14 protein-coding genes are annotated in these 14,589 nt (G+C 33.4%); all 14 read right to left on the reverse strand.

The genetic code is table 11. The annotated features are described in order from the left end of the window. Nucleotides 1-792: HpcH/HpaI aldolase/citrate lyase family protein (locus AC2LE6_RS05935; RefSeq protein WP_484478340.1), on the reverse strand; the 792-nt coding region annotated here is incomplete at its 3' end. A 2-nt stretch (nt 793-794) separates the two neighbouring features. Next, the gene (gene citD, locus AC2LE6_RS05940; RefSeq protein ID WP_484478341.1) at nt 795-1,043 is read right to left on the reverse strand and encodes a citrate lyase acyl carrier protein; all 249 of its coding nucleotides are present in this window, start codon (nt 1,041-1,043) and stop codon (nt 795-797) included. A 5-nt stretch (nt 1,044-1,048) separates the two neighbouring features. After that, nucleotides 1,049-2,293: a methylaspartate ammonia-lyase gene (locus AC2LE6_RS05945; protein WP_484478342.1), complete on the reverse strand. Its 1,245-nt coding sequence runs from the start codon at nt 2,291-2,293 to the stop codon at nt 1,049-1,051. A gap of 2 nt (nt 2,294-2,295) precedes the next feature. Continuing rightward, nucleotides 2,296-3,753, reverse strand: a complete 1,458-nt coding sequence (locus AC2LE6_RS05950; RefSeq protein ID WP_484478343.1) for a methylaspartate mutase subunit E — start codon at nt 3,751-3,753, stop codon at nt 2,296-2,298. Nucleotides 3,754-3,763: 10 nt separating this feature from the next. Continuing rightward, a complete protein-coding gene (gene glmL / locus AC2LE6_RS05955) occupies nt 3,764-5,152 on the reverse strand; it encodes a methylaspartate mutase accessory protein GlmL (protein ID WP_484478344.1) in 1,389 nt (462 codons plus the stop codon). Next, nucleotides 5,152-5,556 carry a methylaspartate mutase subunit S gene (gene glmS, locus AC2LE6_RS05960; protein ID WP_484478345.1) on the reverse strand — a complete coding sequence of 135 codons (405 nt, stop codon included), beginning with the start codon at nt 5,554-5,556 and terminating at the stop codon, nt 5,152-5,154. Before glmS ends, glmL begins: the two co-directional genes overlap by 1 nt. A gap of 300 nt (nt 5,557-5,856) precedes the next feature. Further along, complete coding sequence (locus tag AC2LE6_RS05965; protein WP_484478346.1) at nt 5,857-6,336, reverse strand: LemA family protein; 480 nt, start codon at nt 6,334-6,336, stop codon at nt 5,857-5,859. Nucleotides 6,337-6,346: 10 nt separating this feature from the next. Then, entirely contained in the window at nt 6,347-7,504 is a 1,158-nt protein-coding gene (gene metK, locus AC2LE6_RS05970) for a methionine adenosyltransferase (RefSeq protein WP_484478347.1), read from the reverse strand. A 2-nt stretch (nt 7,505-7,506) separates the two neighbouring features. Next, complete coding sequence (locus tag AC2LE6_RS05975) at nt 7,507-9,105, reverse strand: HD domain-containing phosphohydrolase (protein ID WP_484478348.1); 1,599 nt, start codon at nt 9,103-9,105, stop codon at nt 7,507-7,509. Nucleotides 9,106-9,118: 13 nt separating this feature from the next. Next, complete coding sequence (locus tag AC2LE6_RS05980) at nt 9,119-9,682, reverse strand: phosphatidylglycerophosphatase A (RefSeq protein ID WP_484478349.1); 564 nt, start codon at nt 9,680-9,682, stop codon at nt 9,119-9,121. A gap of 40 nt (nt 9,683-9,722) precedes the next feature. Continuing rightward, a complete protein-coding gene (gene fmt / locus AC2LE6_RS05985) occupies nt 9,723-10,667 on the reverse strand; it encodes a methionyl-tRNA formyltransferase (protein WP_484478350.1) in 945 nt (314 codons plus the stop codon). A gap of 10 nt (nt 10,668-10,677) precedes the next feature. After that, nucleotides 10,678-13,017 carry a primosomal protein N' gene (gene priA / locus AC2LE6_RS05990; protein ID WP_484478351.1) on the reverse strand — a complete coding sequence of 780 codons (2,340 nt, stop codon included), beginning with the start codon at nt 13,015-13,017 and terminating at the stop codon, nt 10,678-10,680. A gap of 4 nt (nt 13,018-13,021) precedes the next feature. Beyond that, nucleotides 13,022-13,810 carry an AAA family ATPase gene (locus tag AC2LE6_RS05995; protein ID WP_484478352.1) on the reverse strand — a complete coding sequence of 263 codons (789 nt, stop codon included), beginning with the start codon at nt 13,808-13,810 and terminating at the stop codon, nt 13,022-13,024. Beyond that, nucleotides 13,807-14,589: Cof-type HAD-IIB family hydrolase (locus tag AC2LE6_RS06000; RefSeq protein WP_484478353.1), on the reverse strand; the 783-nt coding region annotated here is incomplete at its 5' end. The genes AC2LE6_RS05995 and AC2LE6_RS06000, both read right to left, overlap by 4 nt.

Here is a 14,589-nt window from a genome sequence, read left to right on the forward strand (position 1 = left end):
TTCTTCTATTACTTTTTTAGCTTTTTCTATGATTGGTACATCGACCATTTTACCATCTAGACTAAATGCACCTTTGGTATTATTTTCAGCTTTTTTGATAATTCTTAATGACTGTTTTATGTCTTCAGGTGATGGACTAAATGTTTCATTTATTGCATCAACATGACTCGGATGAATACATGATTTTGATGTAAAACCTAAGTTTCTTGCGTTCTTTGAATCAGTGTAGATGCCTTCTTCGTCTTCTTTATCAGTGAATGGGGTATCAATGGAATCTATATTATACGCATTACATGTTAATACTATTTTAGATCTTGTATAAAGGATTTCATTCCCTTCAAGAGTTCTGTTTATATTTAGTTCTTTTGTTAAATCTTCAGCACCTAGTAAAAGACCTTGTATTTGCTTTTTACTTGCAATGTCTTCTAAACGAAGAACAGCCATTGGTGATTCAATTATTGGTATAATTAATTTGTCAGTGATTTCTAACAACTGATCAATACTATTTGGTAATGCTTTGGGTAACACATAACCCGATATTGGAAGATCATTTGTAAGTAACACATCTTCTTTAAAGAACGGAGATTCACTATCGTTGATTCTTATATAAATCTCTGTTTCTTTGAAGTTGAATTTTGATAGGAATTCTTTCACTAATATTCTAGCAGCATCTTTGTCGTACGTAAGTACACTGTCCTCAAAATCAATGATGACAGCATCACTTTCAAATACGTCTAAGTTCTGCAGCATTGATGGTGTATTTCCTGGAATAAATAAATAGCTTCTGCTCATTGTTATTCCCCCATTCTTTTCAGCGCTGTAAGTAATCTTGATTTAATTGTGTAGTCTAATGCACCTTTATCAAAACATTCTACAAGGACATCTTTGATTCCTTGTTCTTTTAATGTATTTGAAATGACGTCTTTAATTTGATCTCCAAATTGATCAAAGACGATGCTTTCAATTTCTATTATTGTTTCTGAATGTTTTGAAACAGTGATTATACAATCACTTGATTCGTAACTACCTGCGCTGTATTTCATATATATCAGTCCCTGTTTTTAATTAGAGCGAGTGTTCTGTTCATTACATTGTTTACAATCATGATACCTTCATCAGTACCCATTCCTGGTTTGGCTAAACACTGTTTAGCTGAACAAGCGATTGCGATATTTGTTGTGACTTCTGCACTGATGTTTGTCTCGTTACAAGAACCTCCGCTATATGCACCAAGTCCTTTTTTATGACAATATATTAATGCTTCAATGATATTGTTAACTCCACCTAAATCTGGTGTTTTAACTTGTAACATATGTCCTGCTTTGTTATCTGCGAAATATTTTACATCATCTAAGTTGTTACACCATTCATCCGCAACAATTTCGACAGTTTTGTTGTTATCGTTGATCATCTTTGTGATGTCTCTTAGAGCAACCATTGTATCATGTCTGTTACCTGCATCTGTTGGTCCTTCTATACGAAGGATAAATGGAGCAGCTAATTCTTCAAGTTCTATAAGATAATTATACATTTTTTCAATGTTGTTATCAAAGATTTGTCCAATAGTTCCATAAACATCAATGTGGAATATTGGAGTATACTCTTGATCCGTTCTTAACTGGATGACACGACCTCTTAACCAAGCAACGTATTCTTTAAGGATTTCTCCTTCTGTACCTAGTTTAGTTTCAATATGATTGATTAATGCATGAGGCATAACTTCAACCTCTTTGATTATCATTTTGTCTACGTTTGTATATCTGTCATCTCCAGATTGTGCAAACATAGGTACACGTTCATATAAATTGTTGTCTATGTTGTATTCTTTTCTAACTACTTCAGCCATTGTTATTTTATTGGCTTTGGCTGTTGCATCTAATAATGCTTGTGTAATTCCATAACGAAGTGCTGTATGAAGTTGAACACCTTTTACTTTCATTGCATCTATTTCTTCTGCTAACTCTCTGAATGATGACACATCTTTTCCAATCAATATTGGTTTGATATATTTATTGATGACTGCGATTCCTTCTTCACTAACGAATAGAGGATCACGTCCACCTGCACCACTATATTGTACAGCAGCTGCGTCTCCTAAAGCGATTGACCCGTCTTCAAGAATAATCATGATACTCACTGCTTCACCTTTTTGTCTTACTGCTGTAAACTTATCTGTTACAGGGTCACCAACATATGTAAAACCATCTTGGTGTGCACCTGATTTGATTGCTTGTTGATCATCGAAATAAAACCCTGTCAGGCTTTTAGAACATACGATGTTTTTAATCTTCATTGTTACTCTCCTTCACTACCAACTAGGTTACCGTTTGATACTGCATAAATATCATCTATAACCATCTGGATTGATAGTTCTCTATCTTGTAGTTTTGCTCGTTCTTCTAGTTTTTTTGTATGGAACTCTTTTGATTCCTCGCTTAGTGCAAGATTACCAAATTCCAGTATTCTGATTTTACCATCAATATCTCTTGCTGGTAAGATTTTTCCAAAGTTCATTTCACTCGGAGCGAACGGAATATCAATTAGCCCTTTTTTAAAGGCTTTAACGATACCTGTTGCAATATCTCCTCTACCTTCACGAACGATTGCTTCTATCAATGAATCAACTTCTTTTTTGATTTGTTTGATTTCAAATGTTAGTTCTTCGCTTTCAGGCATTTTTTGTTCTTTAACTAAGTTCGTAACGAATTTAGAAGCTTTTAATCCTTTTGCATTTGCTTCTTTTGTTGGAACACCAAAACTCTCATGAGTTGTTTTAGTTATCATTTTTGTAGCACCACCATAGGTGGCAACTGTTGAAGCATATGCGATCAATGCCATCGCTTCTGATTCATCAGATGGGAATCCTCCCATCCATTGATGGAACACTGTTGTTACAAACATATCCTCATAACCAAATAGTTTTAAGTAGTGGTTTGTTTGTTCTTCTAACGCACGTAATGCTGCAACGTCTTGAACCATGTTTCCACCTTGACCGAATCCAACTGTTATATTCTTAACACCTTGTTCGGCTGCTAGTAAACTTTCAATAATAGCGACTGTGTTTGAGATGCTTGGTGGTACCAATGTTCCAGTTAATGGACCATATGGTTCACGATTTAATTCAACACCGTGATCTTGATAATACCCAACCAATCTATCACAATACTGCCAGTACTTGATTGTTTCTTCTAACCCTATATTTTTAGCGTAAGGAATATTGTAACTGATTCCTCCACCTTCATTGCTTGTCCAACCTGATGCATGTATGATTTCACTTAATAATCTTGCATCTGGTGTACCGTGTCTTGCTTGAATCGGTACATTAATACTTTCAAATACTTGAGAACAACCTTCTACACCATGGTTAACACATGGGAACCCATTTAGTAAAGAACGTCCTTTTTTCTCAGATTCATCTATTCCATCTTGTGCATTTTGATAACGATTGTGTCTTGTGTATGAATCTATTGTTGAAGGTAAGAAATCTGCTTTACCTTCTTTTTCTAAGAATTGTAGTAATTCAATGTGTTCAGATAATCGTGCAACTCCAGCACGAGGTTGGATCATAGTAACATTGTTTTTCTTAGCCTCTCTAAGTTTTAAGGCAAAGTTTTTATGTGGAGGTATGTTTCTTAGTTTCTCCACTGCTTTATCTAAATCTAGGTCTGGATGAGATCCTGTAACCCAGTGTTTTAATATTTCTTTTCTGATCTCTAGAAATTCTTCTAAAGGCATTCTTTTATTTTTAACCATATTTCCTCACCTACATTAAGTATTGTTTCATCATTTTTAGTGCTACTTTTGGATATTTTTGAGATAGTAACCCCATTGCTGCTAGTATGTATGATTTATCTATTAGAATAGATGGATTCGCAGGACGAAGTTCTAGTTTTTTGTCTGATTTTTTATTTACTTGTTTTAATATTTTTTTAGCGTCACCGTGGTTGATTAATACTCCACCTGTACCGATAACGTATTTTAAGTCTGTAAGATCTTTACCCGTTTGATAATACATTTCTCCAAGAGGTGTATGTATTACTTCAACATGCCCTACGTGTCTACTCATAGACATATCACAACATATTTTTGCGATTGCTTTATCAAATTCTTCTTCATCTTTTGTTTTTGGTAAGAAATCTACTTCTCTTGCTCTTCTTTGTAATGATGTTTGAATATCATGATCACAATCATCATCTTCTTCAAAGTATTTTTTGAATTCAAAGTTTGTTACTAGACTTAATAGCGCATTTGCACTATAGCGCATTCCTAAATCCCCTTCTACAGTTCTTTTTGCGAAAGGTTCTTGTAATCCTTTAAGGACTACTTCAGTACGCTTAGGATATCCATCACCCATAGTGTGAACATCGGTAGTTGCTCCACCAATATCAACAATCATAAGTTCTCCATATCCTTCTTCATCTTCGTATCCGTTTGATAAAAGTTCAGCAGCAAGTAATACAGCTTCAGGTGTAGGCATGATAATTTCTCCTATTTTTTCCTCAGCTTTCTTAATTCCTTTTGCTTCTATAATTTTATCAATGAATATTTTTCTTATAACATGCTTTGCTTCTTTTACATTTAGCATTTTTAATTTCGGCATTACATTTTCAACGATGAAATATTCAATTCCAGAATCTTCCAAAATATCATCTATCTCATCTTGTGCATCTTTGTTCCCTGCGATAATGACAGGAACTTCAATTCCTACTTGTTTCAGTTTTTCAGCGTTGTGAATGATGCATTCTTTGTTTCCACCATTTGTTCCACCCGCTAGTAATACGATGTCGATATCAGATTCTTTTAACTTCTTTGCTTCCCTTTTAGTCATATGATGACTGAATACAATTTTAACAATAGCACCTGCACCTAAGCAAGTTCGTTTTGCTGCTTCTACCGTTAACTCTTCTACAAGTCCTATAGCGGCCATTTTCAATCCCCCAGCTGCACTACTGCATGCTGAAATACCTGAAATCTCAGTGATTTCTGGATGATCCTTCATTAACCATTCTAGTGCTCTATCATATCCATCTAGCACATTTGTTTCTACAGTCGTTGGAGCTTTTGAAGTTCCAATGATGTATTGTCCGTCTAAATCTACACATGTTAGTTTTGTATATGTAGATCCAAAATCAACTAAAAGATAAGGTTTCATTAAATACCAATATCCTCTCTTAGATCGTCTAATGCATACTCGATTTTTCTACCTGGAGCATACACTCTATCAAAGCCCATTTTTTTGAACCTTTTTTCTACTTGATCGAAGTCTTGTTTCCCAACAACGATATTACCGCCTACATACAGTTTTACTTTTCCTAATCCAGCTTCTTCACATTTCTCTTTGAAGAACTTACAATCCATTTCCCCGTGTCCATATAAACTTGATACAAGAATTGCTTTTGCATCTGTTTCTATTGCTGCGCTGATGAAGTCTTCTTGACTAGATAACACACCGATATTAATTACGTTATATCCCTTTTCAGTCAATACGTAATCTATAATCTTATTTCCTACTGCGTGTACATCTGCACCAATCACACCAATAACTACTGTCTTCATAGTATTTTCCTCCAAATAATGATAAAAGGACAATATCTTGTTAGATATAATCCTTAATTTTTTGTCAAGTATAAACAAAGGTCGTTTTGAAACAAAACGGCTACAATTTCGCTACTTTTTGAATTCTGGTCAAAGTTACGAATCATAATAATTACCTCGGTTATTTTTGATGTATATTTATTAATACATTACTTATTATACAAAACTAATTTGATAATGCAAGTGTTTTTGTATTTTTTTTGAAAGCGCTTGTAAAAATTATGATTTAGATAAAAAAAACACTATAAATTTATAGTGTTTTTATCCGAAGTATTCTTTGGTTTTTAAGTTCATTTTTATCGCTAAATGTCTTGTTGGAAATATGTGAATTGTTTGATTATAAAGTAGTACCCTAGAATTGTATATTCTTCTAGCTTTTTGTAGTGCTTTATATTGTTTTTTTAAAGGAATCAGTTCTTCATCATTCAATTCTTCCATTTCAGTGAATAAATCCTGTATGTGTTGGAATAAATCTTGACGTTCTTGTAAAAGTAGGTATCTCATTTTCTTTTTACGAGATCTACCAAGATGTATAAATGCAAGTCTGTTTTCCTCACTCTTTAACAACTCTTTTTTCGTATAGAAGAGTTTTATTGTTTCACTAAGTAATCTATGAAAGATGATTTCTTTGATAGATACTTCTTTCCATATAACAAGTAGTCTTTTTCTAAGACGTAATGTTATTACTATAACTATTAGTATGAAGAATAAGATAACTAATAAATCGTACAAGAAGTCCATAATTTACCTCCTATAAATATTTTTTAAGTTGTTCTACTTTATCTAGCTTCTCCCAAGGTAAATCGATGTCTGTTCTTCCAAAGTGTCCGTATGCTGCAGTTTGTCTGTAGATAGGACGTTTTAGTTTAAGTGTATCGATGATTCCTTTCGGAGTTAAATCGAAGTTCTCTTCTATTGCTTTGATGATAACTTCTTCTTTTACTTTTTCTGTGCCAAATGTATCTACCATTATGCTCATTGGTTTAGAGACTCCAATTGCATAACTTAATTGTATTTCAAGTTTATCAGCAAATCCAGCTGCTACTAAGTTCTTAGCAACATAACGACAAGCATATGCAGCTGATCTATCCACTTTAGATGGATCTTTACCACTAAATGCTCCACCACCATGACGACTGTATCCACCATATGTATCTACTATGATCTTACGACCAGTAACACCAGCGTCTCCATGAGGTCCACCGATAATGAATTGTCCTGTTGGATTTACGTAGTAGTTTGTATCTTTGTCTACCAAATCAACAGGGATTGTTTCGTTGATAACATGTTTGATTACATCTTTTCTTATTTGTTCTATTTCTACATCAGGACTGTGTTGGCTTGATACGACAATACTATCTACTCTTACGAGTTTGTGGTCGTTGTCAAATTCACATGTAACTTGTGTTTTACCATCTGGTCTTAAATAAGGTATGATCCCTTGTTTTCTAACATAGCTTAAACGTAGTGCTAATTTATGAGCTAATGTAATTGCTATTGGCATGAATTCCTCTGTTTCGTTTGAAGCGAATCCAAACATAATACCTTGGTCTCCTGCACCTTGCTCATTGAATGTTCCTTCTCCTTCATTTACACCTTGTGCAATGTCTGGAGATTGTGGGTCGATAGCTACTAACACTGCTAGATTTTCAGCGTCAAAACCATATTTACCACGATCGTATCCAATTTCCTTAACTGTATCTCTTACTACTTTTTGAATATCACAATATGTAGTTGTAGTTATTTCTCCTGCCACAAGAACTAGTCCTGTCGTTACTGAAGTTTCACAAGCTACTCTTGCTTCTGGGTCTTCTTTTAAGATTGCATCTAAGATAGCGTCACTAATCTGATCACAAATTTTGTCTGGATGTCCTTCTGTAACGCTTTCTGATGTAAAAAATCTTCTCATGATTATGCACTCCTATCACTAAATTTATATTTTTCGTAGAACGTTTCGAACTCGTGTTGATATTTTATAAATCTATCTAAAATATATGGTTCGAAGTATTCTGTGAATTCCAATTGAATTAAATCTACTGCACGTTGATGTTTCAGTTTGTTTTTATAATTTCTTGATTGACGTAAAATATCATACATTTCCATTAGTAAAATGATTTGTCCTTCTTGAGAACGTTGTACTCTCTTCATCTTCTCGATGAATCCAGGGTCATTTGTTTTCTCAAAATGAGCTCTCATGATATCTTCTGATTTTTGATTCAGTTGAAGACGTTTGATAATTACACTACCTAAGATTGTTTTTTCTCTAATAACTTGATAATCTCGTTCATTTAATGTTTCTTTTGATTCATATTCTAATATGTTTAATTCTTTAACGTGATCGACATGGATAACTGTGTACTCGTATATTTCTGTACACACGTTAGCACTTAGTCCCAATACGTTAGCCAGTCTACTAGATAGTTCCGCTACTCTATGAGCATCTTCTTGGTTTTGATTGATTGTATGGCTGTTAAACACACCAATAACATCAAATACATCTCCAACGACAGCTTTAAAGTCTCGTTCCATATCTCTACGTTTTATTAATTCTTCTTTACGTTTGTTATTCATCATCTCACCAATAGTTACAGATGAGAATAAAGCTACATTAAATACAATCAGTAACATTGTCCTTAGTAGGATATCTATTAGCACATTGTTTTGTTCTGTAAATAAGTAATTGTATAACTCAGTAAAACTATCTGCGTGTTGCCATAAAGGATACATAACGAATATATGAATAATAGTCATAAATCCAAGAACCCATTTGAATAGAATTCTTAATAGTGTTGAATCTTGATATAACGCGATTACTACAAGTGCAAAGTAGATAAGTATATAACCTGCTTGTGCAATTGATAAATCGACTAAGTTATTGAAGTGACTTATTCCAACATCTATTGCCGCTGGATCAAATTCTCTTGCCGACCATATCAGTTTTGTATATACTGCTAAACTTGCCATAAGTATGTAGACGGATCCAACATACATGGCCATTTGCTGTTTGATTAGTGTTCTTGGTTTCTCATTGATCAATCCTCGTAAGAAGGAGTTAATCAGAAACATAACAATCGCAAATATAGCGATGATTATCAAGTTGGGTTTTTGTGTACCAATTAGTGTGAATAGGATGAACACAATATTGGTAATGAGTAAGATATTTTTATTAACTTTATTTCTTCTATATAGTACAGATGTATCATCTAGAATATCTACTCCCGCTTCAAAGTTGAAACTATTTCTAAATCTTTTCCATAATCTAAGCGTAAAAATGCGAAATTTTCGTCTGAATGTTGATGGTTTCTCAGCGATATCTTCACGTTTGTTTTTTTTGTAGTATAGTCCTGCACGTTCTGCCATATTCTTGAAAAATATAGCCATTTTATCAAAAAATGTCTGTTTGTTTGGGTCTACACCTTTAGATATATCTTTTATGTATTCAGTTAGCTCTTCTGGTTCTTCTGTATTTCTCTTAAAGAAATCATCCAGTTTCTTGTTGTCATTTGCCATAAGAGCACCTCCTTTATACTTTTAAGTCTAAAGTGTTTTGCTTAATTCTCGGGTCTTTTTGTGCTTCTAGTTCATTTGTCATTTGCGCAACTCTTGTTGATGCTGCTGCAGCTAAAGCTCCTACTACATCATCCATAAATGTGTGGCACATACCACCATCATGTTTACCTTCATCGTTTAAACGATCAACTACTAGTGGTTTATTAACATCAATATCACCAAAATTAGTCTTACCGATTGTACCATACATTCCGGCTAATTCAAGACCAAATAATTCATCAATACCAAACATCCCAAGATCTTGGGATAAGATATCTAAAATAGGTCCTTTAAACATTTTTTCATCTGTCATACGATCGATTTCTGCCCCTAGTTGTACAAGGTGAAATACGTCTCTTATGCTTAAGATTTTTTCTACTGAATCAATGCATTCTGCCATTGAAACGTCGTCTGTCCATTTGCTTTGTTGACGGTATGCGATTTCCGCGATTTCCTCAACACTTACTGTGCGTTCTTTTAAAGTTTGAATATTCATATCTAGCATCTCTTGTCTAGAAAATAATGTTCTTTTTTTCATAGAATCACTCCTAACTATTTATTATAACACTATTTAAATTTTATTTAAATACTTTATTGACCTGAATTATATTTCTTCCAGCTCCATTTATGAAGTCTTTTACTAACTGTCTCTTTTTACCAGACAATTGAACCTCATATATTCCTATGACCCCATTACTTGCTTTGATATTAAAGTGGTCTTTGAATACTTCTGTGATTGTTCCATTTACCATGTTCTTGTTTGCATCATTTAATTCTTTATCTTCAATCTTTAATGAGTAAATCTTTATTTGCCTCTCATCAATTGTTGTATAAACATAGGGTCCAGGACTAAATGCTCTTAAGTGCGCATCGATTTCTTCTACTGATTGATTGAAATCTAATATTTCTTCTTCTCTTTTTAAATTGAAGCCATATGTGACTAGATGTTCGTCTTGTTTTGATCTATCGTTTGTTCCCGCGATAATTCTTGGTAATGTTTCTATTAGAAGATCTTCTCCAAGTTCTGATAGCTTTTCGAAAATCATACCTGAGTTATCAGTTTTTAATATCGGGATACTCTTCTGAGAGATTATATCTCCGCTGTCCATCTTTTCTGCCATATACATGATTGTAATTCCTGTACGATTATGAAGTCTTTGGATTGCTCTTTGGATTGGTGCACCACCTCTTAACAAAGGTAATAAGCTTCCATGAACATTGATGCTTCCAAGTCTTGGGAAATCAAGTACTTCATTTGGTATGATTTGTCCGTATGCTGCTGTGATGATGATATCTGGTTTGATATCAAGAATAGTCTGATACTCTTTTCTAATAGATAAAGGCTGAAATACTTTGATTCCAAGTTCAACAGCTTTTTCTTTTACTGGTGATAGCGTTAGTACTTTTTTTCTTCCGACTAATTTATCTGGCTGAGTTACTACTAAATCAACTCCATATTCTTTATGAAGTCTTTCTAGTATTCTAACTGAAAAATTAGGGGTTCCCATAAATACGATATTCATAATATCACTCCTAAAGTAATGTAGGATTTTTATCAATTGCGATTGATAAATCATCACTATATTTCTTGTATACGTCTTTTAATACGTTATCTATATATTTACTAGTTTTATACTTAATAATGATTTGTGCACGGTAATAGTTATTGATTCTAGCTATTTTTGGTAGTACCGGTCCTAGTATTATAACATCATCTTCTAAATTATGGCGAAGATCTAATACTATTTTTTGACCATGTTTTAACAAGGTCTTTACATCTTGATCTGTAATGATGATTTGGACGATGTTTAGAAATGGGGTATACCCTGCGAGTTCTCTTATTTTCATTTCTGTTTTGAAGAAAGTGTGGTAGTCATGATCTTTTGCATAAAGGATTGAATAATGATCTGGATTGTATGTTTGAATTACAACTTCTCCTTCAATATCATGACGTCCTGCACGCCCACTCACTTGGGTAAGCAGCTGAAATGTTTTTTCAATTGCTTTGTAGTCTGGGAGATTCAAGTTCATATCAGCGGCCAATACTCCAACAAGTGATACTTTAGGGAAATCTAATCCTTTGGCAATCATCTGTGTACCTAGCAAGATATCTCCTTCATGTTCAAATTCATATAGTAGTTTCTCATGTGCGTTTTTGTATGTTGTTGTATCTCTGTCCATTCTAATTACTTTTGATTGTGGGAATGCTTTTTTGATATACTCTTCTACACGTTCTGTACCGATTCCCATATATCTAATATGTGGGCTAGCACATGTTGGACACATATCTGGGTTTGGTTCTTTGTGTCCACAGTAATGACAGTGTAATGTTTGATCGTATTCATGATATGTCAGACTGATATCACAGTTTGGACACATGATGACATCACCACAACTTCTACACATAACAAATGTACTATGGCCTCTTCTGTTTAAAAGGAGGATGATTTGTTCTTTCTTTTCTAACCGATCATTGATTAGTTCTTCTAATCTTTTAGAAAAGATTGATCTGTTTCCACCTTTAAACTCGTAACGCATATCTTCAACAAACACTTTTGGAAGTGTTTGCTTGTTTGCTCTGTATTTCATTTCAAGAAGCTTGTAATCATCTTGAAGAGCTTTGTAGTAACTATCAACACTCGGTGTTGCTGAACCTAGTACGAGTGGAATATTGTAGTAAATAGATCTATATTTTGCGACATCTAACGCATGATAAGTAGGTCTATCTTCTTGTTTGTAAGATTCTGTGTGTTCTTCATCAATAATGATGATTCCTAAATCTTCAAAAGGTGCGAAGATCGCTGAACGAGCACCAACACAAACTTTAACTTCTTTTCTTCTTATTTTACGCCATTCATCATATTTCTCACCGATTGATAACCCGCTATGAAGTAAGGCAACATTGTCCCCAAATCGGCCTTTAAAACGGCTTACCATCATTGGTGTTAAGCTGATTTCAGGAACAAGCATGATTGCTTCTTTACCTTGCTGTAAAACATCTTCAATGATGTTTAAGTATATTTCTGTTTTTCCTGAACCTGTGACACCGTGAAGAAGATATGTTTCTTGTTTGTTTAGGTTGCGTTTGATTTCATTATAGACTGTTACTTGTTCTTCATTTAATGTAATGTCTTTATCGTTTGCACCATACATTGATTCTACTTCCCTGTAGATCTCAACAGAGTATTCTTCGATTATACCTTTTTCGACCAAACCTTTGATCGATGAATTGGTAACTTGTACAGTATGGACAACATTCCTTTTATACTCTTCATCGTTGTTATCTTTTAGATAATCAATGATTGCTTGCTGTTTTTTACCACGTACTGGTTCATCTTTAATCAATTTCAGTTTTTTTAAGTATCGTTCTTTGTTTGCTTGTTTTACTAGGTATAATACTTCTATGTTATTGTCTTTAATTTGTTTTTTAATTTCTGGTAAGAACTCTTTAATTGAATCATCGAAATCACATTCACTGAATTTATTGAATTTTAACGCAAGTGTTAATGATAACTTTGATGAATCAATTACTTTTAGTTTCTTTTTGTATTTTGATTTAAGTGCAGCTGGAAGCATTACTTGGTATATAGATACAAGAGGACTTGTATTGCTTATACTAAGTTCTTTTCCTATTTCGATTAGTTCTTTTGTCAAACTCGGTACGATGTCTAGTACCTGATTTATTTTTCTTAGTTTTTTGAAGTCACTTGTTTCTTTTAGTTCAATGACGTACCCCATGATTAAACGAGGCCCAAAAGGTACTTTTACCCTTTGTCCTATTTCAATAACTTCTTCTAGTTCTGTTGGAACTAGATAATCAAATGTTTTGTCTACCTCTTTTGCTTTTACGTCTACTAAAATACTAGCTATCATATTATCACAGTCTATCTATATAGTTTTCCTTATTGTTTAGGAAGTGTTTCATAAAGTTTACGTGTTCTATATCTTCATAGTTTACTTGATTGATTCCTTTTTCTTCAAATTGGTAAATTACTGCATCTTTTATTGCCATAATTATTGGACTATGAGTCGCAATAATTACTTGTGATCCTTCTTTTACTAAATCTGTGATTAAGACCACTAATTGGTATTGATTGATTGCGCTTAGTGGTGTTTCAGGCTCATCTAGTAGATAGATACCTTGTCTGTGCATTCTTGCTTTAAAGAAATCTAAAAATCCTTCTCCATGGCTTTTCTCTTTTAGATCTCTATCGAATGCATTTTCTAGTTCGTAGAGTTGTCCAGCGGGTGCCATGCGTGCTTGGTTTTTAGCGAATGTTGATTTGTCTTTATATTCTTCATCGATTCTTTTTAAGTCGTCTTTTAAATCTTGTTTCATTTTTTTGATGTTGTTGATGTAAGTAATAAATTCCTCTCCACTGAAGAAGAACCCAGATCTTGTTTTAAAAGAGTAAATCATTTTCATTTTATTACTTAGTTCTCTTATTTCTTTGTAGTAAGAACTGTTTATGTCTTTACTTGAAACATTAATTGAATTATTATAATACGCTATCGCTTTTAGCAAAGTACTTTTACCACTTCCATTGTCTCCAACAAAAATAGTTACTTTGTTTGATAAATCCAATTCTTTAATATTATTTAGTGACGGAATATTGAAAGGGTATTCAGTTGATCCAAAGGGTTTAAATTCTAGTCTTTTTATCATATTAGTTTTAGTAGTTTTAATCCTTTGACAAGCCCATCGTTTTTGATGTCATCAGTAATAAATTTCGCATGTTTTTTACATTCGATACTACCGTTCCCCATTGCGACACTGTTTTCAATATAATCCATCATTGCTATATCGTTATCCCCATCTCCAATTGCGTATGCATTTCTTAGAGGGATACCTTCAATTTCTAGTATCTTTTTGATTCCTTCTTTTTTACTCATTCCTTCGCTCAATACGTCAAATCCTCCACCAAGCCAAGAAACAACTTCTAGTTCATTAAACTCGTTTTTGTATTTATCATGACAGGTTTTATCGCAAAATGCCCACATCTGGAAGATGTCGTTATCTTGATAGAAATGCGGATCTATTCTTGGAAGTTTCATATCGACAAGTTCGAATGCGGCTTTTCCTTTTTCATCAACAATGTTAAGTGTTTCATCGAACTCACCAAGAAAACCATATTTCAAATCATTTTGATTAAAAGATTCTACTACTTGTTGTACTTTTTCTTTTGAAATAGGATTGCGATAAATCGTTTTTCCATCTTTCATAATAATCTGTCCATTAATTAAGATATATATATTAATAAACTCTTTGATTTCTTCTATTATATGTAACATATAAAAAGCACGACCAGTCGCTATTGCGATTTCTATGTCGTCACGCTCATGTAATTGTTTTAATGCGATTATTGTACTTTTAGGGATTCCTTTGATATCTGGGTCATACAAGGTTCTATCTATATCAAAGAATACTATTTTTTTCTCCATGTC

This window comes from Candidatus Izemoplasma sp. (assembly GCF_982632705.1).

What these genes read in the sequence shown, in the direction of transcription:
- citD (WP_484478341.1), bottom strand. Translation starts at nt 1,043, where the DNA reads ATGAAATACAGCGCAGGTAGTTACGAATCAAGTGATTGTATAATCACT.
- AC2LE6_RS05945 (WP_484478342.1), bottom strand. Translation starts at nt 2,293, where the DNA reads ATGAAGATTAAAAACATCGTATGTTCTAAAAGCCTGACAGGGTTTTAT.
- AC2LE6_RS05950 (WP_484478343.1), bottom strand. Translation starts at nt 3,753, where the DNA reads ATGGTTAAAAATAAAAGAATGCCTTTAGAAGAATTTCTAGAGATCAGA.
- glmL (WP_484478344.1), bottom strand. Translation starts at nt 5,152, where the DNA reads ATGAAACCTTATCTTTTAGTTGATTTTGGATCTACATATACAAAACTA.
- glmS (WP_484478345.1), bottom strand. Translation starts at nt 5,556, where the DNA reads ATGAAGACAGTAGTTATTGGTGTGATTGGTGCAGATGTACACGCAGTA.
- AC2LE6_RS05965 (WP_484478346.1), bottom strand. Translation starts at nt 6,336, where the DNA reads ATGGACTTCTTGTACGATTTATTAGTTATCTTATTCTTCATACTAATA.
- metK (WP_484478347.1), bottom strand. Translation starts at nt 7,504, where the DNA reads ATGAGAAGATTTTTTACATCAGAAAGCGTTACAGAAGGACATCCAGAC.
- AC2LE6_RS05975 (WP_484478348.1), bottom strand. Translation starts at nt 9,105, where the DNA reads ATGGCAAATGACAACAAGAAACTGGATGATTTCTTTAAGAGAAATACA.
- AC2LE6_RS05980 (WP_484478349.1), bottom strand. Translation starts at nt 9,682, where the DNA reads ATGAAAAAAAGAACATTATTTTCTAGACAAGAGATGCTAGATATGAAT.
- fmt (WP_484478350.1), bottom strand. Translation starts at nt 10,667, where the DNA reads ATGAATATCGTATTTATGGGAACCCCTAATTTTTCAGTTAGAATACTA.
- priA (WP_484478351.1), bottom strand. Translation starts at nt 13,017, where the DNA reads ATGATAGCTAGTATTTTAGTAGACGTAAAAGCAAAAGAGGTAGACAAA.
- AC2LE6_RS05995 (WP_484478352.1), bottom strand. Translation starts at nt 13,810, where the DNA reads ATGATAAAAAGACTAGAATTTAAACCCTTTGGATCAACTGAATACCCT.